The 19,955-nt window shown below is 65.3% G+C and carries 32 protein-coding genes; 30 read left to right on the top strand and 2 right to left on the bottom strand.

Annotated elements, in window-relative coordinates; translation table 11 throughout:
- The 28 genes from AC07WJ_RS36770 to rplQ all read left to right on the top strand — a co-directional run.
- Nucleotides 1-79: EF-Tu C-terminal domain-related protein (locus AC07WJ_RS36770; RefSeq protein WP_445482846.1), on the top strand; the 79-nt coding region annotated here is incomplete at its 5' end.
- A gap of 67 nt (nt 80-146) precedes the next feature.
- The gene (rpsJ, locus tag AC07WJ_RS36775; protein ID WP_072338649.1) at nt 147-455 is read left to right on the top strand and encodes a 30S ribosomal protein S10; all 309 of its coding nucleotides are present in this window, start codon (nt 147-149) and stop codon (nt 453-455) included.
- A 102-nt stretch (nt 456-557) separates the two neighbouring features.
- Nucleotides 558-1,271 carry a 50S ribosomal protein L3 gene (gene rplC / locus AC07WJ_RS36780; RefSeq protein ID WP_494939728.1) on the top strand — a complete coding sequence of 238 codons (714 nt, stop codon included), beginning with the start codon at nt 558-560 and terminating at the stop codon, nt 1,269-1,271.
- A gap of 1 nt (nt 1,272) precedes the next feature.
- Entirely contained in the window at nt 1,273-1,893 is a 621-nt protein-coding gene (rplD, locus tag AC07WJ_RS36785; protein WP_494939710.1) for a 50S ribosomal protein L4, read from the top strand.
- A complete protein-coding gene (locus AC07WJ_RS36790; RefSeq protein ID WP_136964103.1) occupies nt 1,890-2,189 on the top strand; it encodes a 50S ribosomal protein L23 in 300 nt (99 codons plus the stop codon). Before rplD ends, AC07WJ_RS36790 begins: the two co-directional genes overlap by 4 nt.
- A gap of 16 nt (nt 2,190-2,205) precedes the next feature.
- Nucleotides 2,206-3,039, top strand: coding sequence for a 50S ribosomal protein L2 (rplB, locus tag AC07WJ_RS36795; RefSeq protein ID WP_494939711.1), 834 nt, complete (start codon nt 2,206-2,208; stop codon nt 3,037-3,039).
- A gap of 12 nt (nt 3,040-3,051) precedes the next feature.
- Nucleotides 3,052-3,330, top strand: a complete 279-nt coding sequence (gene rpsS, locus AC07WJ_RS36800) for a 30S ribosomal protein S19 (RefSeq protein ID WP_494939712.1) — start codon at nt 3,052-3,054, stop codon at nt 3,328-3,330.
- 8 nt (nt 3,331-3,338) lie between these two features.
- Nucleotides 3,339-3,722 carry a 50S ribosomal protein L22 gene (rplV, locus tag AC07WJ_RS36805; protein ID WP_136964100.1) on the top strand — a complete coding sequence of 128 codons (384 nt, stop codon included), beginning with the start codon at nt 3,339-3,341 and terminating at the stop codon, nt 3,720-3,722.
- 10 nt (nt 3,723-3,732) lie between these two features.
- Nucleotides 3,733-4,455 carry a 30S ribosomal protein S3 gene (rpsC, locus tag AC07WJ_RS36810; protein ID WP_136964099.1) on the top strand — a complete coding sequence of 241 codons (723 nt, stop codon included), beginning with the start codon at nt 3,733-3,735 and terminating at the stop codon, nt 4,453-4,455.
- Nucleotides 4,456-4,472: 17 nt separating this feature from the next.
- Nucleotides 4,473-4,886, top strand: a complete 414-nt coding sequence (gene rplP / locus AC07WJ_RS36815; protein ID WP_136964098.1) for a 50S ribosomal protein L16 — start codon at nt 4,473-4,475, stop codon at nt 4,884-4,886.
- 11 nt (nt 4,887-4,897) lie between these two features.
- Entirely contained in the window at nt 4,898-5,095 is a 198-nt protein-coding gene (gene rpmC, locus AC07WJ_RS36820; RefSeq protein WP_137100460.1) for a 50S ribosomal protein L29, read from the top strand.
- 10 nt (nt 5,096-5,105) lie between these two features.
- Entirely contained in the window at nt 5,106-5,339 is a 234-nt protein-coding gene (gene rpsQ, locus AC07WJ_RS36825) for a 30S ribosomal protein S17 (RefSeq protein WP_163785643.1), read from the top strand.
- 76 nt (nt 5,340-5,415) lie between these two features.
- On the top strand, nt 5,416-5,784 hold the full coding sequence (rplN, locus tag AC07WJ_RS36830; protein WP_038312231.1) for a 50S ribosomal protein L14: 369 nt from the start codon (nt 5,416-5,418) through the stop codon (nt 5,782-5,784).
- Entirely contained in the window at nt 5,784-6,101 is a 318-nt protein-coding gene (gene rplX / locus AC07WJ_RS36835; RefSeq protein ID WP_494939713.1) for a 50S ribosomal protein L24, read from the top strand. The genes rplN and rplX overlap by 1 nt, the downstream gene beginning before the upstream one ends.
- A complete protein-coding gene (gene rplE / locus AC07WJ_RS36840) occupies nt 6,094-6,651 on the top strand; it encodes a 50S ribosomal protein L5 (protein ID WP_494939714.1) in 558 nt (185 codons plus the stop codon). The genes rplX and rplE overlap by 8 nt, the downstream gene beginning before the upstream one ends.
- A 60-nt stretch (nt 6,652-6,711) precedes the next feature.
- Nucleotides 6,712-7,017 (top strand): 30S ribosomal protein S14, encoded by a 306-nt coding sequence (gene rpsN / locus AC07WJ_RS36845; protein WP_494939715.1) that lies wholly within the window; start codon nt 6,712-6,714, stop codon nt 7,015-7,017.
- Nucleotides 7,018-7,030: 13 nt separating this feature from the next.
- The gene (gene rpsH / locus AC07WJ_RS36850) at nt 7,031-7,429 is read left to right on the top strand and encodes a 30S ribosomal protein S8 (RefSeq protein ID WP_494939716.1); all 399 of its coding nucleotides are present in this window, start codon (nt 7,031-7,033) and stop codon (nt 7,427-7,429) included.
- Between the two features lie 35 nt (nt 7,430-7,464).
- Nucleotides 7,465-7,998 (top strand): 50S ribosomal protein L6, encoded by a 534-nt coding sequence (rplF, locus tag AC07WJ_RS36855; RefSeq protein WP_494939717.1) that lies wholly within the window; start codon nt 7,465-7,467, stop codon nt 7,996-7,998.
- Nucleotides 7,999-8,046: 48 nt separating this feature from the next.
- Entirely contained in the window at nt 8,047-8,409 is a 363-nt protein-coding gene (gene rplR / locus AC07WJ_RS36860) for a 50S ribosomal protein L18 (protein ID WP_136964090.1), read from the top strand.
- Nucleotides 8,410-8,445: 36 nt separating this feature from the next.
- Nucleotides 8,446-8,994 (top strand): 30S ribosomal protein S5, encoded by a 549-nt coding sequence (rpsE, locus tag AC07WJ_RS36865; RefSeq protein WP_136964089.1) that lies wholly within the window; start codon nt 8,446-8,448, stop codon nt 8,992-8,994.
- A 10-nt stretch (nt 8,995-9,004) separates the two neighbouring features.
- On the top strand, nt 9,005-9,190 hold the full coding sequence (rpmD, locus tag AC07WJ_RS36870; RefSeq protein ID WP_494939718.1) for a 50S ribosomal protein L30: 186 nt from the start codon (nt 9,005-9,007) through the stop codon (nt 9,188-9,190).
- 4 nt (nt 9,191-9,194) lie between these two features.
- Nucleotides 9,195-9,671, top strand: coding sequence for a 50S ribosomal protein L15 (gene rplO / locus AC07WJ_RS36875; RefSeq protein WP_494939719.1), 477 nt, complete (start codon nt 9,195-9,197; stop codon nt 9,669-9,671).
- 206 nt (nt 9,672-9,877) lie between these two features.
- Nucleotides 9,878-11,209, top strand: coding sequence for a preprotein translocase subunit SecY (gene secY / locus AC07WJ_RS36880; protein WP_494939720.1), 1,332 nt, complete (start codon nt 9,878-9,880; stop codon nt 11,207-11,209).
- Entirely contained in the window at nt 11,206-11,787 is a 582-nt protein-coding gene (locus AC07WJ_RS36885) for an adenylate kinase (protein ID WP_494939721.1), read from the top strand. Before secY ends, AC07WJ_RS36885 begins: the two co-directional genes overlap by 4 nt.
- Nucleotides 11,788-11,978: 191 nt before the next feature.
- On the top strand, nt 11,979-12,347 hold the full coding sequence (gene rpsM / locus AC07WJ_RS36890) for a 30S ribosomal protein S13 (protein WP_494939722.1): 369 nt from the start codon (nt 11,979-11,981) through the stop codon (nt 12,345-12,347).
- Between the two features lie 88 nt (nt 12,348-12,435).
- Nucleotides 12,436-12,825, top strand: coding sequence for a 30S ribosomal protein S11 (rpsK, locus tag AC07WJ_RS36895; RefSeq protein WP_136964083.1), 390 nt, complete (start codon nt 12,436-12,438; stop codon nt 12,823-12,825).
- A 131-nt stretch (nt 12,826-12,956) separates the two neighbouring features.
- Nucleotides 12,957-13,973, top strand: coding sequence for a DNA-directed RNA polymerase subunit alpha (locus AC07WJ_RS36900; protein ID WP_494939723.1), 1,017 nt, complete (start codon nt 12,957-12,959; stop codon nt 13,971-13,973).
- A gap of 48 nt (nt 13,974-14,021) precedes the next feature.
- Nucleotides 14,022-14,450, top strand: coding sequence for a 50S ribosomal protein L17 (gene rplQ / locus AC07WJ_RS36905; protein ID WP_494939724.1), 429 nt, complete (start codon nt 14,022-14,024; stop codon nt 14,448-14,450).
- A gap of 353 nt (nt 14,451-14,803) precedes the next feature.
- Here the strand turns inward: rplQ and AC07WJ_RS36910 are convergent, their stop codons facing one another.
- Both AC07WJ_RS36910 and cnbZ read right to left on the bottom strand, forming a co-directional pair.
- Complete coding sequence (locus tag AC07WJ_RS36910) at nt 14,804-15,997, bottom strand: YbfB/YjiJ family MFS transporter (protein ID WP_494939725.1); 1,194 nt, start codon at nt 15,995-15,997, stop codon at nt 14,804-14,806.
- A 51-nt stretch (nt 15,998-16,048) separates the two neighbouring features.
- On the bottom strand, nt 16,049-16,795 hold the full coding sequence (gene cnbZ / locus AC07WJ_RS36915; RefSeq protein ID WP_494939726.1) for a 2-amino-5-chloromuconate deaminase CnbZ: 747 nt from the start codon (nt 16,793-16,795) through the stop codon (nt 16,049-16,051).
- Between the two features lie 185 nt (nt 16,796-16,980).
- Between cnbZ and AC07WJ_RS36920 the strand changes: the two genes are divergently transcribed.
- Together AC07WJ_RS36920 and AC07WJ_RS36925 are read left to right on the top strand one after the other, a co-directional pair.
- Entirely contained in the window at nt 16,981-18,408 is a 1,428-nt protein-coding gene (locus AC07WJ_RS36920) for a DegQ family serine endoprotease (protein WP_494939727.1), read from the top strand.
- Nucleotides 18,409-18,415: 7 nt separating this feature from the next.
- Nucleotides 18,416-19,711: a replication-associated recombination protein A gene (locus AC07WJ_RS36925; RefSeq protein WP_494939729.1), complete on the top strand. Its 1,296-nt coding sequence runs from the start codon at nt 18,416-18,418 to the stop codon at nt 19,709-19,711.
- Nucleotides 19,712-19,955: the final 244 nt, after the last annotated feature.

The raw sequence follows: 19,955 nt of genomic DNA on the forward strand, positions 1-19,955 counted from the left end.
GGAAGAGAAGCTGCGCTTCGCCATCCGCGAAGGCGGCCGCACCGTCGGTGCCGGCGTCGTCGCGTCCATCATCGAGTGATCATCTTTCTTCGGGGTTGCGCGGTTCGCCGCGCACCCTGGTCGTTTTGCCTGAAGGGGCTGAACCTATGAACGGTCAGAACATCCGGATCCGCCTCAAGGCGTTCGACCACCGGGTCTTGGATTCGTCGACGCGCGAAATCGTCAATACGGCGAAGCGTACCGGCGCCCAGGTCCGCGGGCCGATTCCGCTGCCGACGCGGATCGAGAAGTTCACGGTGAACCGCTCGCCGCACATCGACAAGAAGTCGCGCGAGCAGTTCGAGATCCGCACCCATAAGCGGCTTCTCGATATCGTGGACCCGACCCCGCAGACGGTCGATGCCCTGATGAAGCTCGATCTCGCTGCCGGTGTTGACGTCGAGATTAAGCTCTGAGTCGCATGACGCACCGATGACGGTGCGTCTCGTTGAACCCGGGTCCTCTCCGGTCCTCGCAAGGACTTTTCGGATGACCCCAAGGACAGAGGAATGCGCGAGATGCGTTCCGGTGTGATTGCAAAGAAGATGGGGATGACCCGTATCTTCACCGATGGCGGCGAGCACGTCCCAGTGACCGTGTTGTTGCTGGACGACTGTCAGGTCGTCGCCCATCGCACGGCGGACAAGGACGGCTACACCGCGCTTCAGCTCGGTGCCGGTCTTGCCAAGGTGAAGAACACGACGAAAGCCCAGCGCGGCCACTTCGCCATCGCGAAGGTCGAGCCGAAGCATGAGATCGTCGAGTTCCGCGTTGGGACCACGGAAGTCGTGCCGGTCGGCGCGCGCTTCTCGGCGGACCACTTCCTGGCGGGCCAGTTCGTCGACGTGACGGGCACCACGGTCGGCAAGGGTTTCGCCGGCGCCATGAAGCGCCACAACTTCGGCGGCTTGCGCGCCACCCACGGTGTGTCGGTGTCGCACCGTTCCCACGGTTCGACGGGTATGCGTCAGGATCCGGGCCGGGTGTTCAAGAACAAGCGCATGGCCGGCCATATGGGCGACGTGCGCGTGACCACGCAGAACCTGAAGGTTGTGCGTACCGACGTCGAGCGCGGCATCATCCTGGTCGAAGGTGCGGTCCCCGGTTCCAAGGGCGGCTGGATCCTCGTTCGTGACGCCGTCAAGAAGCCGCTGCCGAAGGACGTTCCGCTTCCGGGTAGCTTCACGCTGCCGGGCGCCGACGCTCCCGCCGCACAGTCGACGGAGGGTTGAGATGAAATTCGTGGTCAAAACCCTCGACGGCGCCGATGCCGGTTCGGTCGATCTGTCGGACGAGATCTTCGGTCTCGAGCCGCGCGCCGATCTCCTGCATCGGGTCGTCCGCTGGCAGCTCGCCAAGCGTCGCGCCGGTACGCATGACGTCAAGAACCGCGCGGAAATCCATCGCACGGGCAAGAAGCTCTACAAGCAGAAGGGCGGCGGTTCGGCCCGTCACTCGTCTGCCCGGGCCAACCTGTTCCGTGGTGGTGGCCGTTCCTTCGGTCCGACGCCGCGCTCGCATGAGCACGCGCTGCCAAAGAAGGTCCGTGCGCTCGGCCTGCGCCATGCGCTCTCGGCCAAGGTGAAGGCCGGCTCGATCGTCGTGCTGGAAAACGCCATGGCGACCGAGACCAAGACCAAGGCGCTGAAGGCGCAGTTCGAGAAGCTGGGCTTCGCGAGCGTGCTGATCATCGACGGCGCTCAGGTCGACAAGAACTTCGCTCTGGCCGCCCGCAACATCCCGCTCGTCGATGTCCTGCCGATCCAGGGCATCAACGTCTACGACATCATGCGCCGCAACACGCTCGTGTTGACCAAAGCGGCCGTCGATGCGCTGGAGGCGCGCTTCAAATGAGCACGGTCGATCCGCGTCATTACGACGTTATCAAGTCGCCGCTGATCACCGAGAAGGGCTCGTTGGTCGCGGAGCAGAACCAGGTGATCTTCAAGGTCGCCAGCGACGCCACCAAGCCGCAGATCAAGGCGGCGGTGGAGAAGCTGTTCGACGTGAAGGTCAAGAGCGTGAACACGCTCGTCCAAAAGGGCAAGACCAAGCGCTTCAAGGGCATGCTCGGCCGGCGCTCGGACGTGAAAAAAGCGGTCGTGACCCTCGCCGAGGGCCATTCGATCGACATCACGACCGGTCTGTGAGGCGAGGGATCTAACCATGGCACTCAAGACCTTCAAACCGATCACGCCGGGCCTGCGCCAGCTGGTCCTGGTCGACCGGTCGGCCCTCTACAAGGGCAAGCCGGTCAAGTCGCTGACCGAGGGCAAGTCGTCGACCGGTGGTCGCAACAACCTCGGCCGCGTCACCTCGCGGTTCCGCGGCGGCGGCCACAAGCGGTCGTACCGCCTGGTCGATTTCAAGCGCCGGAAGACGGATGTTGCTGCCGTCGTCGAGCGGATCGAGTACGATCCGAATCGCTCGGCCTTCATCGCGCTGATCAAATATGCCGACGGCGAGCTCTCCTACATCCTGGCACCGCAGCGGCTTGCTGTCGGCGACAGCGTGCTGGCGGGTGAAAGCGTCGACGTGAAGCCGGGCAACTGCATGCCGGTGGCCAATATTCCGGTCGGCACGATCGTCCACAACGTCGAGATGAAGATCGGCAAGGGCGGCGCGGTCGCCCGTTCGGCCGGCACCTATGCCCAGATCGTCGGTCGCGACGAGGGCTATGTGATCCTGCGTCTCAACTCGGGTGAACAGCGTCTGGTTCACGGCCGGTGCCTGGCTTCGATCGGCGCCGTCTCGAACCCGGACCATATGAACGTTTCGATCGGCAAAGCCGGCCGTAACCGTTGGAAGGGCCTGCGTCCGCACAATCGCGGCGTGGCCATGAACCCGGTTGACCATCCGCATGGCGGCGGCGAAGGCCGCACGTCTGGTGGCCGTCATCCCGTCACGCCCTGGGGTTTCCCCACCAAGGGCAAGAAGACTCGTTCGAACAAGCGGACCGACAAGTTTATCGTGTCGAGCCGTCACTCGAAGAAGAAGTAATCGAGGCCCGTCATGGCACGTTCCGTCTGGAAAGGTCCGTTCGTCGACGGATACCTCCTGAAGAAGGCCGATACCGCCCGTACGTCGGGTCGGCATGAGGTCATTAAGATCTGGAGCCGACGCTCCACGATCCTGCCCCATTTCGTGGGGCTGACCTTTGGCGTCTACAACGGTCAGAAGCATGTCCCGGTGCAAGTCACCGAGGAGATGGTCGGCCACAAGTTTGGCGAATTCTCGCCGACCCGCACTTTTTACGGCCATGCGGCCGATAAAAAAGCAAAGCGGAAGTGAGGTGAGCCATGGGTAAGACCGCCACTCCGCGTGCACTGAAGGACAACGAGGCAAAGGCTATCGCGCGCATGCTGCGCGTCAGCCCGCGCAAGCTCAACCTGGTTGCCGCGCTGATCCGCGGCAAGCCGGTCGATACCGCGCTCGCCGACCTTGAGTTCTCACGCAAACGCATCGCCGGTGCCGTGAGGAAATGCCTCGAGAGCGCCATCGCCAATGCCGAGAACAATCATGATCTCGACGTCGACGATCTGGTCGTGGCCGAAGCCCATGTGGGCAAGGCCATGGTGCTGAAGCGCTTCCATGCCCGTGCCCGTGGGCGCGGTGCCCGGATCGAAAAGCCGTTCTCGCATCTGACGATCGTGGTTCGCCAGATCGAAGAAGCCAAGGCCTGAGGAGAAGACCATGGGTCAGAAGATCAATCCGATCGGCTTCCGCCTCGGCATCAACCGCACCTGGGACTCGCGCTGGTTCGCGAACAAGGGCGAGTACGGCAGGCTGCTGCACGAGGATCTCAAGATCCGCCGTGAGCTGATGAAGCTCCTGAAGCAGGCGGCCGTCTCGAAGATCATCATCGAGCGTCCGCACCGCAAGTGCCGCGTCACGATCCACTCGGCTCGCCCGGGCATCGTGATCGGCAAGAAGGGCGCCGACATCGAGAAGCTGAAGAAGGCCGTCGCCAAGCTGACCTCGGCCGAGGTCGTCATCAACATCGTCGAGATCCGCAAGCCGGAGACCGACGCGACGCTGGTGGCGGAATCGATCGCGCAGCAGCTCGAGCGTCGTGTGGCCTTCCGTCGCGCCATGAAGCGCGCCGTGCAGTCGGCCATGCGTCTGGGTGCCGAAGGCATCCGTATCAACTGCTCGGGCCGCCTCGGTGGCGCCGAAATCGCTCGCCTCGAGTGGTATCGCGAAGGTCGCGTGCCGCTTCACACCCTGCGCGCGGATGTCGACTACGGCGTCGCCACCGCTTTCACGACCTACGGGACGTGCGGCGTGAAGGTGTGGATCTTCAAGGGCGAGATCATGGAGCATGACCCCATGGCCCAGGACAGGCGCCTGGCCGAGGGTGAGGGCTCGACCCGTCGTGGCCCACGCGGTGGTGACCGCGACCGCGACGCGGCTTGAGAGGGAAGGTCTGAGCCATGCTTCAGCCCAAGAAAACCAAATTCCGCAAGCAGTTCAAGGGCCGGATCTCCGGCGCCTCGAAGGGTGGCACGGACCTGAACTTCGGCCAGTTCGGCCTCAAGGCGATGGCTCCGGAGCGCATCACCGCGCGTCAGATCGAGGCGGCTCGCCGCGCGATGACCCGCGAGATGAAGCGTGCCGGCCGCGTCTGGATCCGAATCTTCCCGGATGTGCCGGTGTCCAAGAAGCCCGCCGAAGTCCGTATGGGTAAGGGCAAGGGCGCTCCGGAGTTCTGGGCCGCCAAGGTCGCCCCGGGCCGCATCATGTTCGAGATCGACGGCGTGCCCGTCGATGTCGCCAAGAAGGCGCTCGAGTTGGCCGCTGCCAAGCTGCCGATCAAGACGCGCTTCGTTCAGCGCATCGCCGAGTGAGGACAGGGATCATGAAGGCCGAAGAAATCCGGACCAAGACCCTCGACGAGCTCGAGGGCCAGCTCGGTGACCTGAAGAAGGAGCAGTTCAACCTGCGCTTCCAGAAGGCCACCGGCCAGTTGGAAAACGTCGCGCGTGTCCGCCAGGTCCGCCGCGATATCGCCCGCGTCAAGACAATCGCCGCGCAAAAGCGCGACGCTAAGAAGTAAGGAGAGCGACATGCCGAAGCGTGTGCTCCAGGGCGTTGTCGTCAGCGACAAGCAGGAAAAGACCGTGGTGGTGAAGGTGGAGCGTCGCTTCACCCATCCGCTGCTGAAGAAGACCGTGCGCCGGTCCAAGAACTATCACGCCCACGATGAAGGCAGCGCCTTCAAGACGGGCGACTTGGTGAGCATCGAGGAAACTAAGCCCATCTCGAAGCTCAAGCGTTGGGTCGTGCTGCCGAAGGCCTGAGGCTTTCGGTTTCGTTCAGAACAGCGCGCCGCCGTCGGCTTGATCCGAGACGGGCGCGAAAGGAAGAGGTTGCGTCATGATCCAGATGCAAACCAATCTTGATGTGGCGGATAATTCAGGCGCGCGCCGCGTCATGTGCATCAAAGTGCTTGGAGGCGCGAAGCGTCGGTACGCCCATGTCGGCGACATCATCGTGGTGTCGGTGAAAGAGGCTATTCCGCGCGGCCGCGTGAAGAAGGGCGACGTCATGAAGGCGGTCGTCGTTCGCACTGCCAAGGACATTCGTCGCCTCGACGGCTCGGTGATCCGCTTCGACCGCAACGCGGCCGTGCTGATCAACAATCAGAAAGAGCCGATCGGCACCCGTATCTTCGGGCCGGTTCCGCGCGAGCTGCGCGCCAAGAACCACATGAAGATCATTTCGCTTGCCCCGGAGGTGCTGTAATGGCTGCCAAGATCCGCAAGGGTGACAAGGTTGTGGTCATCACCGGTCGCGACAAGGGTCGCGTCGGCGAGGTGATCCAGGTCATGCCGACCGAGAGCCGGGCTCTCGTGCGCGGCGTCAACATGGTGAAGCGCCACCAGCGCCAGTCGCAGACGCAGGAAGGCGGGATCATCTCCAAAGAGGCCCCGATCCACCTGTCCAATCTGGCGATCGCCGATCCCAAGGACAACAAGCCGACCCGCGTCGGCTTCAAGGTCCTGAGCGACGGCAAGAAGGTGCGCGTGGCCAAGAAATCCGGGGAGACGATCAATGGCTGAGGCCGCTGAAACCCCGCGCCTCAAGGCGCATTACGATGCCGTCGTGCGGCCGAAGCTCATCGAGCAGTTCGGCTACAAGAACGCCATGGAAATCCCGTCGATCGAAAAGATCGTCGTGAACATGGGCGTCGGCGAGTCGACGGCCGATTCCAAGAAGGCGACGGTCGCCGCCGCGGATCTCGCGCTGATCACGGGCCAGAAGCCCGTCATCACCCGGGCCCGCCAGGCCATCTCGAACTTCAAGGTTCGTGAGAACATGCCGCTCGGGTGCAAGGTCACCCTGCGCAAGCAGCGCATGTATGAATTCCTCGACCGCCTGGTCACGATCGCGCTGCCGCGTGTTCGAGATTTCCGCGGCCTCAACCCGAAGAGCTTCGACGGTCACGGCAATTTCGCCATGGGCCTGAAGGAGCACGTCGTGTTCCCCGAGATCGCCTATGACAAGGTCGATCAGATGTGGGGCATGGACATCATCGTGTGCACCACCGCCAAGACCGACGAGGAGGCTCGTGCCCTCCTTGCGGCCTTCAACTTCCCGTTCCGGCAGTGAGCCGGGTTTCTAGAACAACAGAAGCCCGTCTCAGACGCGGAAACTAGGAGACACCTTCAGATGGCGAAGACTAGCTCCATCGAGAAGAACAACCACCGCCGCGCCCTGGTTGCGCGCGATGCCAAGAAGCGCGCCGCGCTGAAGGACGTCGTGATGAACCAGTCGCTCCCGATCGAGGAGCGTTTCGCGGCTACCGTGAAGCTTGCGAGCCTGCCGCGCAACGGCGCCAAGGTTCGCATCAAGAACCGCTGCGAAGTGACCGGCCGTCCCCGGGCGTTCTATCGCAAGCTCGGCATGAGCCGCGTGGCTCTGCGTGAACTCGGCAACAAGGGGCTCGTTCCGGGCCTCGTGAAGTCGAGCTGGTGAGAGGAGGGGACAAATGGCTCTCAACGATCCGCTCGGCGATATGCTGACCCGCATCCGCAATGCGCAGATGCGCCGCAAGAACCGCGTCACGACGCCTGGTTCCAAGCTCCGTGCTCGCGTGCTCGAAGTGCTCAAGTCGGAAGGCTATATCCGTGACTATTTCACGGTGACCCATCCGAATGGCCGCTCCGAGTTCGAAATCGAGCTCAAATATTTCGACGGCGAGCCGGTGATCCGTCGGATCGCCCGCGTCTCGAAGCCGGGCCGCCGGGTCTATGCCGGCGTCGGCAACACGCCGCGCGTGTCCAACGGTCTCGGCATCACGATCATTTCGACCCCGAAGGGCGTGATGGCCGACCATGAGGCGCGCGACCAGAACGTGGGCGGGGAGGTGCTCTGCACGGTCTTCTGACCGGCGGAGCGCTCTCAGGACGAGGACGATTTCCAATGTCTCGTATCGGTAAGAAACCGGTCGCCGTGCCCGCGGGTGTCAATGCCCAGGTTGCCGGCCAGACCGTCAAGGTCAAGGGCCCGAAGGGTGAGCTCGCGTTCACCTGCCCGGAAGACGTCGTGGTTTCCCTGGAGGGCGACAGCCTGAAGGTGACGCCGCGCGACCAGACCAAGCGCGCCCGCTCCATGTGGGGCATGTCGCGCACACGGGTGTCGAACCTGTTCGTCGGCGTGACCAAGGGCTTCGAAAAGAAGCTCGAGATCACCGGCGTCGGTTACAAGGCGGCGGCCCAGGGCAAGGTTCTTAACCTCTCCCTTGGATATAGCCATGACATCAACTACCCGGTGCCGAACGGCATCACGATCACCACGCCGAAGGCGACCGAGATTCTCGTCACCGGCATGGACAAGCAGCAGGTCGGACAGGTCGCCGCCGAGATCCGCGATTTCCGCGGTCCGGAGCCCTACAAGGGCAAGGGCGTCAAGTACGCTGGTGAGTTCATCTTCCGCAAGGAAGGCAAGAAGAAGTGATGGTGACGGCCCCGCTCGCGGGGCCGATCCATCGAAGAGGAGCCGATCATGGCCAATACGAAGGATGCAACGGAGCGTCGTAAGGCGCGTGTTCGCCGTGCACTGCGCGCGGCGGCAAATGGGCGTCCGCGGCTTAGCGTGTTCCGGTCGTCGAAGCATATCTATGCTCAAGTCATCGACGACCTGAAGGGCGTGACCGTCGCGAGTGCCTCCTCGCTCGAGAAGGATATGAAGTCTTCGCTGAAGACCGGTGCTGACGTTGCCGCGGCGAGTGCCGTGGGCAAGCTGCTCGCCGAACGTGCGGTGAAGGCCGGCGTTACCGAGGTCGTGTTCGACCGCGGCGCCTATCACTATCACGGGCGTGTCAAGTCTCTCGCCGAAGGCGCCCGCGAGGGCGGCCTGAGCTTCTAAGCGAACACGGGCGGTTTTCCGCCGAAAGGACAAATCATGGCTCGTGAACGTGAACGGGACCGCGAGGAGCGGGACAGCGAATTCACTGACAAGCTGGTGCACATCAACCGCGTGTCGAAGACGGTGAAGGGCGGCAAGCGTTTCGGCTTCGCAGCGCTGGTCGTCGTCGGCGACCAGAAGGGCCGGGTCGGTTTCGGCCACGGCAAGGCGCGCGAAGTGCCGGAAGCGATCCGCAAGGCCACCGAGGCGGCCAAGCGCGGTTTCATCCGCGTGGCGCTGCGCGAGGGCCGGACGCTGCATCACGACGTCAACGGCCGCCACGGCGCCGGCAAGGTGATCCTGCGGGCGGCTCCGGCCGGTACCGGCATCATCGCCGGCGGCCCGATGCGCGCCGTCTTCGAGACGCTGGGCATGGCTGACGTCGTCGCCAAGTCGATGGGCTCGTCGAACCCCTACAACATGGTGCGCGCCACGTTCGACGCGCTCAAGAACCAGGATAGCCCGCGCTCCGTTGCAGCGCGCCGCGGCCTCAAGGTGTCTGCCCTCCAGGGCCGTCGCCGCGAGGAGGGCGAAGGCGACGCGTGAGGATCAGACGATGAGCAAGAAGACCGTCACGTTGGAGCAGATCGGATCGTCCATTCGCCGCGAGCAATCGCAGCAGGGCACCCTGATCGGGCTCAAGCTGAACAAACTGCACCGCCGTTCCACGCTGGAGGATACTCCCGCGGTACGCGGCATGATCGCGAAGGTGGCTCACCTCGTGAAAGTGGTCGAGGATTGAGACCATGAAACTCATCGATTTGAAGGACAATGACGGGGCCGTAAAGCGCAAGATGCGCATCGGCCGCGGCATCGGTTCGGGCAAGGGCAAGACCGGCGGCCGTGGCGTCAAGGGTCAGAAGTCTCGCTCGGGCGTTGCGATCAACGGCTTCGAGGGCGGCCAGATGCCGCTGCATCGGCGTCTGCCGAAGCGTGGCTTCACCAACATCTTCCGGCTCGATTTCGTCGAGGTGACGCTTGCGCGTCTCCAGCGCGCCATCGATTCGGGCAAGTTGGCGGCCGGTCCGATCGATGCCGCGGCGCTGGTCGCCGCCGGCGTCGTCAGGCGCTCGCGCGACGGTATCCGCGTGATCGCCACCGGCGAGATCAAGGCTGCCGTGCAGCTGACGGTGCACGGTGCATCGTCGGGCGCCGTCGCCGCGATCGAGAAGGCTGGCGGATCGATCACCCTCGTGAAGCCGAAGGCCGTGGCCGCGGCCTGATCGGCTGCCCCGGAGCCTCAACGACATAAGCGCAAGGGGTCGGTTCGCAAGGACCGGCCCCTTTCGTCTGCGACGACGCCGCACCCGAGAATTCCGGTACCGGCCCTTTCGGGGACTGGCGCTGGCGGCTTGGGGCCGCTAAGTGAGTTCAACCTCTGACGGGCGTGGCCTTGGCCCGCCCTTCGACCATTTGCATCGGAGCCACCATGGCATCGGCAGCGGAACAACTGGCAGCCAACCTGAATTTCGGCGCCCTGGCCAAGGCCGAGGACCTGAAGAAGCGGATCTGGTTCACGCTCGGCGCGCTGCTGGTCTATCGGGTCGGCACCTATATCCCGCTGCCGGGAATCGATCCGGAAGCGCTGCGCCAGATCTTCACCTCGTCGCAGGGCGGCGTGCTGGCCATGTTCAACGTGTTCGCCGGCGGCGCCGTCGGCCGCATGGCGATCTTCGCCTTGAACATCATGCCCTATATCTCGGCTTCCATCATCATCCAGCTGATGACCGCCGTCGTTCCTGAGCTCGAGAAGCTCAAGAAGGAAGGCGAGATGGGCCGCAAGCAGCTCAACCAGTACACCCGCTACCTCACCGTGGTGCTGGCGCTGTTCCAGTCCTGGGGCATTTCGGCCGGCCTGCAGTCGTCGGGAACCATCGTCGCCAATCCCGGCGTGTTCTTCATGCTGACCACGGTGATCACGCTGACCGGCGGCACCATGTTCATGATGTGGCTGGGCGAGCAGATCACCCAGCGCGGCATCGGCAACGGCATTTCGCTGATCATCTTCGCCGGCATCGTCGCCGAGCTGCCGAGCGTGCTGGCCCAGGCCTTCGAGCTCGGCCGCCAGGGCGTGCTCTCGACCCCGCTGCTGCTCGGCCTGCTGTTGCTGATCGTGGTCACCGTGGCGGTGATCGTGTTCTGCGAGCGCGCCCAGCGCCGGCTGCTGATCCAGTACCCCAAGCGCCAGGTCGGCAATAAGGTGTTCGAGGGCAATTCCTCGCACCTGCCGCTGAAGCTCAACACCGCCGGCGTGATTCCGCCGATCTTCGCCTCGTCCCTGCTGCTGCTGCCGACCACGGCGCTGTCGTTCCAGGCCAATCCGCCGGAATGGCTGCGTCTGACCGCCCAGCTGCTCGGCCATGGCCAGCCGCTGTTCATGGTCTTCTATCTGCTGCTGATCATCTTCTTCTGCTTCTTCTACACGGCGATCGTGTTCAATCCGCAGGAGACGGCCGACAACCTGCGCAAATATGGCGGGTTCATTCCCGGCATCCGTCCGGGTGAAAAGACCGCCAGCTATATCGACTATGTGCTGACCCGCATCACCGTGATCGGCGCGGCCTATATCGCCGCGGTCTGCCTCATTCCGGAAATGATGATCGCGCAGCTCGGCCAGAGCTTCTATCTGCTCGGCGGCACGTCGCTGTTGATCGTCGTCACCGTCACCATGGATACGGTCGCCCAGGTCCAGGGCTATCTGCTGGCTCACCAGTACGAAGGGCTGGTCAAGAAATCGCAATTGCGGGGGAAGCGTCGATGAAACTCATATTGCTCGGGCCTCCCGGAGCGGGGAAGGGGACCCAAGCACAGCGGCTGGTCGAGAAGCACGGCATCGTGCAGCTGTCGACCGGCGACATGCTGAGGGCGGCGGTCAAGGCGGGCACGTCGGTCGGGCTGAAGGCCAAGGATGTGATGGCGCGTGGCGAACTCGTCTCCGACGAGATCGTGGTCGGCATCATCGAGGATCGCATCGCCGAACCGGATTGCGTCAACGGCTTCATCCTTGACGGCTTTCCGCGCACGGTGGCGCAGGCCGAGGCGCTCGACGCCATGCTCACCAGGCACGGCCTGAAGCTCGATGCGGTCATCGAACTGGAGGTCGACGAGGCCATCCTGATCCAGCGAATCGAGACGCGGGTCGCCGAGATGACGGCGCGCGGCGAGGCGGTCCGTCCGGACGACAACGCCGCGGCGCTGCACAAGCGGCTCGAGGCCTATCGGGCGCAGACCGCCCCGGTGGCCAGCTATTATGCCTCGAAGGGCGCCTTGCACGCGGTCGACGGCATGGCGCCGATCGACCAGGTCACCAAGGCGATCGCCGAGATCCTGGAAACCTGAATTTCGGGTTGACGAACGGGCGCTTAGCGGCTATGTCGCACGCCTCGTTCGATTTAACGGAAGACGGCTCCGTTTGCGTGAGCAAGCGGTGCCTTTTTCGTTTGTCGAGCACCATGCACAGGCCGGCCTCCACCGGACGCATGGTTTTTTGAAACCGCGGTGCTCCGGCGCCGCCGACATGGAGACGAGAAATGGCTCGTATAGCGGGTGTCAACATCCCGACGAACAAGCGCACCGTCATCGCGCTTCAGTACATTCACGGCATCGGTTCCAAGTTCGCCAGCGAGATCTGCGAGAAGGTCAAGATTCCGGCCGAGCGTCGCGTCAATCAGCTGACCGACCAGGAAGTCCTGCAGATTCGCGAAGTCATCGACCGCGACTACATGGTCGAAGGCGACCTTCGTCGCGAAGTGTCGATGAACATCAAGCGCCTGATGGACCTCGGTTGCTATCGCGGCCTGCGTCACCGCAAGGGCCTGCCGGTCCGCGGCCAGCGCACGCACACCAACGCCCGCACCCGCAAGGGTCCGGCCAAGGCGATCGCCGGCAAGAAGAAGTAAGAACCTGGCCGGGACGCTCTGCCGTCCCGGCTCGGTTTTCCCGAGCGCCTGGCATCACGGGCGCGCCTGAAGGACAAGGAAGAGAATCATGGCTAAAGAAGCCAATCGCGTCCGCCGTCGCGAACGCAAGAACATCGCCTCCGGCGTCTGCCACGTGAATGCGTCGTTCAACAACACGATGATCACGATCACCGATGCCCAGGGCAACACCATTGCCTGGTCGTCGGCCGGCACCATGGGCTTCAAGGGCTCGCGCAAGTCGACCCCCTATGCGGCGCAGGTCGCAGCCGAAGACGCCGCCCGCAAGGCCACCGAGCACGGCATGCGCACCGTCGAAGTCGAAGTGTCGGGTCCGGGTTCGGGCCGTGAATCGGCTTTGCGCGCGCTGCAGGCGGCCGGTTTCACCGTCACCTCGATCCGTGACGTGACGCCGATCCCGCACAATGGCTGCCGCCCGCGCAAGCGTCGCCGCGTCTGATTTCATTTCGTCTCGCAATTGCCGGCGCGCCCTGCAGCGGCCGGTAGTTCCATGCCCCCGTTTCGGGGGAACCGGGCGTCAAGGTCCTGCAGGGGACGAGACAGCTGCCCGATATCAGCGAAGGTGATCCTGTGATCCAGAAGAACTGGCAAGAACTGATTAAGCCGGAGAAGCTCCACATTGTGGGCGGCGACGATGCCAAGCGCTTCGCCACCGCCACCGCGGAGCCGCTCGAGCGTGGCTTCGGCGTGACCCTGGGCAATGCGCTGCGGCGCATCCTGATGTCGTCGCTGCAGGGCGCCGCCGTTTCGGCGGTGCAGATCGACGGCGTGCTGCACGAGTTCTCGTCGATTGCCGGTGTGCGTGAAGACGTCACCGACATCATCCTGAACATCAAAGACATCGCCATCAAGATGCAGGGCGACGGACCCAAGCGCATGGTTCTGCGCAAGGACGGCCCGGGCACCGTGACGGCGGCCGACATCCAGACGGTCGGCGACGTGGTGGTGCTGAACCCCGAGCTCGTGATCTGCACCCTCGACGAGGGCGCGACCATCCGCATGGAGTTCACCGTCAACACCGGTAAGGGTTATGTCCCGGCCGAAAAGAACCGCGCCGAGGATGCGCCGATCGGTCTCATCCCGGTCGACAGCCTCTACTCGCCGGTCAAGAAGGTGTCCTACCAGGTCTCGCCGACCCGCGAAGGCCAGGTGCTGGACTACGACAAGCTGACGCTGACGGTGGAAACCAACGGCTCGGTGACCCCTGACGATGCCATCGCTTATGCCGCGCGCATCCTGCAGGACCAGCTCGAGATCTTCGTGAACTTCGAGGAGCCGCGCAAGGAAGTGATCCAGGAGCAGATCCCGGATCTCGCCTTTAACCCGGCGCTTCTCAAGAAGGTCGACGAACTGGAACTGTCGGTCCGCTCGGCCAACTGCCTGAAGAACGACAACATCGTCTATATCGGCGACCTGATCCAGAAGACCGAGGCGGAAATGCTCCGCACCCCGAACTTCGGCCGCAAGTCGTTGAACGAAATCAAGGAAGTGCTTGCCCAGATGGGCCTCCACCTCGGTATGGAGGTTTCGGGTTGGCCGCCGGAGAATATCGAAGAGCTGGCCAAGCGCTTCGAGGACCATTACTGATCACACTCCCGCCGACCGTGAGGTCCGCGGGTCATCGGAGGACATGGGATGCGCCACGGCAAAGCCCACCGCAAATTCAACCGGACGGCCGAGCATCGCAAGGCGATGTTCGCCAATATGTGCGCCGCGCTCATCAAGCACGAGCAGATCGTCACGACCTTGCCCAAGGCGAAGGACCTGCGTCCGATCGTCGAGAAGCTGGTGACGCTCGGCAAGCGGGGCGACCTGCATGCTCGCCGCCAGGCGATCTCGCAGCTGCGCGACGAGACCATGGTCAAGAAGCTGTTCGACGTGCTCGGACCGCGCTACCAGGCACGCCAGGGTGGCTACACCCGCGTGCTGAAGGCCGGCTTCCGCCACGGCGACAACGCGCCGGTCGCGGTGATCGAGTTCGTCGATCGCGACGTCAACGCCAAGGGCCTGGACTCCGGTCCGGTCCAGGCGCGCGCGACCGAAAGCGAGCAGGCCGCGGCCTGATCGACTGATACCCACGGAAAGTGAGGCTCGCGCTTGCGCGGGCCGGTGCAGGGCGGCCTTCGGGTCGCCCTTTTTCTTATGCGTGGCCAGATCGGAGGATGCGGCGAGACCTCGGAGGCGGCCTGCTTGAGCCGTCGCTGATCCGGTCAGCGTCGAGGACTGGAGCGTCATCGTTTCGAATTGAAACGCATTGCACCAAGGAAGCCGTCCTTCGAGGGGAGCCTCGCTCCCACCTCAGGGCGAGGTTTGTTGGAGCACTGCATTGCCGTTGCTGCAATGCCCGACGTTCCTCATGCTGAGGTGGGAGCGAAGCGCGCCTCGAAGGACGGCTGACCTTTGTGCAGGCTCTGATGCTATGGCCCAGACGTCGCGGCCCGAGCCCCCCGACTGGCGAGCAATTCGATCGCCAGGCCTGCCGCCAGGATGGCGGCGGCGGCGGCGAAGACCAGTTCGTGGCTGTCGGTCGCGGCCAGCAGGGCGGTGAAGCCATAGGCGCCGAGCGTCTGTAGAACCGCGAAGAGAATGGTCTGGAGCGCCCAGGCCGGCGTATGGGCCTCGGCGCCGACGATTTCGCGGGTGCGGCCGGCGGTCAGTGAGCCGAGGCCGATCATCAGGCCGCCGCAGAGCATGCCGGAGAGCATCAGAAGCGCGAAGTTGGTGGTCAGCGCCGGCAAGGCGGCGCCGACCGTCATCAGTGCCACCACGATGCGCAAGGCAGGGGCATAACCGAAACGGTCGGCCGCGACGCCGGCGATCAGTGGCGCTGCGACCGCGGTGGCGCCGGAGGCGATCCAGATCCAGCCGCCGGCGGCGAGCCCGTAGCCGAGATCGCGCGCGACATGATCGACGAAGAACAAGGTGTGTGGGACATAACCGATGGACGCGCCGCCATAGGCCGCGGCCAACCCGAGAAATGGGGCCGAATGACGCCAGGCGGTCGAGGCCGCGGGCGCCGATGCGGCCGATGACTGGGGCGCCGGCGAGCGCGGCAGCAGGATCATCATCACGATGCTGGCAAGCATCAGCACGGCGGCCAGCCCGAGCCAGGCACCGGCCGGCCCGGTGCCGGCGAGCAGCGGCACGGCGATGCCGGACAGGACGAAGCCGGCGCCGACGCCGGCAAAGGTGATGCCGCCGGCGCGGCCGCGATAGTTCGGCGCCACCACGCTGGCGATGACCGGCGGCACGACGATCATGAAAATGCCGCCGGTCATGCCGGACACGGCACGCAGCGCGATGAAGGCCCATTCCGGCAGGGGCACCGCGGAGATGGCGAAGGCGAGCACCGACAGGACAGCCGCGACCAGGGCGGCCCGGCGTAGCCCCAGCCATTTGGCGAAGCCGATCGCGCTGACCGCGCCGACGACATAGCCGGCGAGGTTGAAGGCGCCGGCGAGCCGGAGCGCCGTCGGGCTGGCCCAGCCGGCCTCGACCATGACCGGGATCAGCGGGGGGTAGCCGAAACGGCCGAGCCCGACGCCGATCAGCATGCCGCAGAAGCCGGCGAGCGCGGGGCCGAGGAAACGGCGGGACGGCTCGCTGGTCATGATCTCTGGTCCTGAAGGCGGCAAGGCTGCTGCTGGCTGGCGACGGGCAGGCTATACCACCCGCTCGACCGCTACGCTGCGGCAGTCCATCTCGTATTCGAGGCCGATCACCGGCGGCCGGTTGTAGTGCCAGGTGAGGCCGGCCCGGGCGGCGCCGCGCGCGACGATTTCGTCGGCCAGGAACGGGTGGACGTCATGGACGCAATAGACCTGGGTCGCCGTGGTGTCGGTCCAGCCATAACCGAACAGGGCCATGCGCTTTTCCATTTCGTCGAGCACGAAGGCGGCCTTGTCGCGGAGCGCCCCGGCGCCGGTCTCCTGGTAGCGCACGATCCGCTCGGCATAGGGGGCACTGCCGCCGCGCGCCTCGGCGCCGCCCGAGATGACGAAGGAGGGCGCCCCGGCGTCGCCCTCGGCGACATAGGAGAAAGCGTGAAACGACGGCTCGGCCGGCGGCGCCAGTTCCGGACAGACATTGGAGCGGGCGACCGGATTGGTCTTTCCGTCAAACAGGCCCCACTCCCGCAATGTCTCGACATAGGCCTCGTTGAAGGAGCGGAAACCCGAATCGGAGAAGGGGGCGGGTGAGCGCAGTTCGCAGGCACAGAACGCCGTCAGCGGCCGGCCGGCGGTCCTGATCATCGCGGCGATGAGCTCGAAGCCCTGCTTCAGCGGTACCGGCGCGCGGAACATGACCCGCTCGACATGGTAGCCGGGATGGGCGGCCGCTCCGGCGGAATACTGGAACACGCTCGGGATGAAGCGATAGTTTCCGGCGGCGAAATCGGTCGATGTCATGGCGTGTCCGGGCTCCCGTGCGCTGGCTTCTCGAATGGTCCGCGATGGCCGGGAGCGTCGCGGCTCGGCGCCGGCCGGTCAACCGACGCGGACGCATTCGACCAGTGCTCGGGGCCGCCAGCTCGGACGACAGCTTCTTCGCCGCTTCTCTTCCGGGCGGCGGGCGAGGGCGCTATATCAGGGGCATGACCAAGCTTGCTCCCATCGCCGTCGTTCCCGCCCTCGTCGCCCTTCTCGGTCTGGCCGCGCCGCCGGCATCCGCCCAGCCGGCGCCGCAGAGGCAGGCCCCCGTCACTCGCGCCGAAGTCCAGCTGTCCTTCGGCCCGGTGGTCCGCCGCGCCGCGCCGGCGGTGGTCAATGTCTATGGCGCGCGCGTCGAACAGGTGCGCAACCCGTTCTTCGAGGATCCGATCTTCCGGCGCTTCTTCGGCGATCGCGGCGGCGGCTCGGGGCCGCGTCGCGAAGAGGTCGCCCGATCGCTCGGTTCCGGCGTCATCGCGGATGCGGCCGGCCTGGTGATCACCAACAATCACGTCATCGACGGCATGACCGAGGTGAAGATCGCCTTCGCCGACCGGCGCGAGTTCGAGGTCGAGATCCTGCTGCGCGATCCGCGCACGGATCTCGCCGTCCTGAAGATCAAGGAGCCGCCGCGCGATCTGGCCGTGCTCGACCTCGGCGATTCCGATGGGCTGGAGGTTGGCGACCTCGTGCTGGCGATCGGTAATCCCTTCGGCGTCGGCCAGACCGTGACCCATGGCATTGTTTCGGCGCTGGCGCGCACCCAGGTCGGCGTCTCCGACTACCAGTCCTTCGTGCAGACCGATGCGGCCATCAATCCCGGCAATTCCGGCGGCGCGCTGGTCGACATGAGCGGCCGCCTGGTCGGCATCAACACCGCGATCTTCTCGCGCTCCGGGGGCAGCCACGGCATCGGCTTCGCCATCCCGACCGCCATGGTCCGGCTGGTGCTCGATTCGGCGCGCAACGGCAGCCAGGTGGTGCGCCGCCCCTGGTTCGGCGCGACCCTGCAGCCGGTCACCGCCGAACTGGTCGAAAGCCTCGGCCTGTCGCGGCCGGCCGGCGCGCTGATCGTCAGCACCGTGACCAACTCGCCGGCCGCCCGCGCCGGCCTCAAGCCCGGCGACCTGATCACCGCGGTCGACGGCCAGGCGGTCGATGAGCCCGACAGCTTCGGCTATCGTTTCGGCATTCGCCCGCTCGGCGGCGCGGCGAACCTGACGATCACCCGCGAGCGGCGCAGCATGACCGTTTCGGTGCCGCTGGAGCGGGCGCCGGAAGGTCCGCGCGACGCCGAGAAGATGACCGGGCCGTCGCCGTTCCAGGGCGTGACCGCCGCCACCCTGTCGCCGGCGCTCGCCGAAGAGATCCGCGTCTCGCACCGCTCGGAGGGCGTGGTGATCACCACGGTCGAACCGGGTTCGCCGGCGCAGCAGATCGGCCTGCAGCCGGGCGACGTGGTGCTGGGCGTCAACGGCACCGAGATCAAGACGCCGCGGTCGCTGCAGCAGGCGACCGCCCAGCGCTCGAGGCTCTGGCGCTTCCAGATCGACCGACAGGGGCAGGTGATCAATTCCATGACGGGCGGCTGAGGTGGACCTGTTCGAGGCGGCGGGGCCGGATCCGAAAACGCCGCGCCCGCTGGCCGACCGCTTGCGGCCGAAAACGCTGGCCGAGGTCGCCGGCCAGGACCATCTGACCGGTCCCGACGGCGCGCTGACGCGGCTGTTGCGCACCCGGTCGCTCGGCTCGCTGATCTTCTGGGGGCCGCCCGGCACCGGCAAGACCACGGTGGCGCGGCTGCTGGCAGGCGAGACCGATCTCGCCTTCGAGCAGATCTCGGCGATCTTCACCGGCGTCGCCGACCTGAAGCGGGTGTTCGAACAGGCCCGGTCGCGACGCATCCAGGGCCGGGCGACGCTGCTGTTCGTTGACGAGATCCATCGCTTCAACCGGTCGCAGCAGGATGCCTTCCTGCCGGTGGTCGAGGACGGCACGGTGACGCTGGTCGGCGCCACCACCGAAAATCCGTCCTTCGAGCTGAATGCCGCGCTTCTGTCGCGGGCCCGCGTGCTGACCTTCAAGGCGCTGGACGAGGAAGCGCTGGAAAAGCTCTTGAAGCGCGCCGAGGTCGAAGAGGCCAGGCCCTTGCCGCTCGATGACGATGCCAGGGCCGCGCTGGTGCGCATGGCCGATGGCGACGGCCGGGCGGTGCTGACGCTGGCCGAGGAGGTCTGGCGGGCGGCCGGCGAGGGCGAGGTCTTCGATACGGCCGGCCTGTCCGACGTGGTCCAGCGGCGCGCGCCGATCTACGACAAGGCCCAGGAAGGCCACTACAACCTGATCTCGGCCTTGCACAAGACCGTGCGCGGCTCCGATCCCGACGCGGCGCTTTATTATCTCGCGCGCATGCTCGATGCCGGCGAGAACCCGCTGTTCATCGCCCGCCGCGTGGTCCGCATGGCGGTCGAGGATATCGGCCTTGCCGATCCGCAAGCGCTGGTCGTCGCCAATGCCGCCAAGGACGCCTACGACTTCCTCGGCAGTCCCGAGGGCGAGCTGGCGCTGGCCAATGCGGTGATCTATGTCGCCACCGCGCCGAAATCGAACGCCGCCTATACCGCGTGGAAGGCGGCCTCGAAGCTCGCCAAGGAGCGCGGCAGCGTTATGCCGCCGAAAACCATCCTGAACGCCCCGACGAAGCTGATGAAGACCGAAGGTTACGGCGACGGCTACCGCTACGACCATGACGAGCCGGATGCCTTTTCCGGCCAGGATTACTGGCCCGAGGCGATCGGCCGGCAGAGCCTCTACGAACCGGTCGAGCGCGGCTTCGAGCGCGAGATCAGGAAGCGCATGGAATGGTGGGACAAGCTGCGCCGCGAACGCGGGTGAGGATGAGACGGCAGCCGCGACGCGCATAAACCCTCGCCCGCGCCTTCGCGGGAGAGGGTGGGTCCGGAGGATCCGGGTGAGGGTGGTTGCGTCGGCGCTGTCAGCGCATTTCGGGCCGCATTGATGGGCCTGTCCTCTTCAAATCTTCACCCGCCGGCTCCGCCGGCACCCTCTCCCACGAAGACGTCTACGGCATGCACATATCTCTGGAGAGGAAGTGCGGCGGATTGACTCGGGTGTGCGG

It is taken from the genome of Phreatobacter sp. GW821-FHT04C01 (assembly GCF_059420385.1).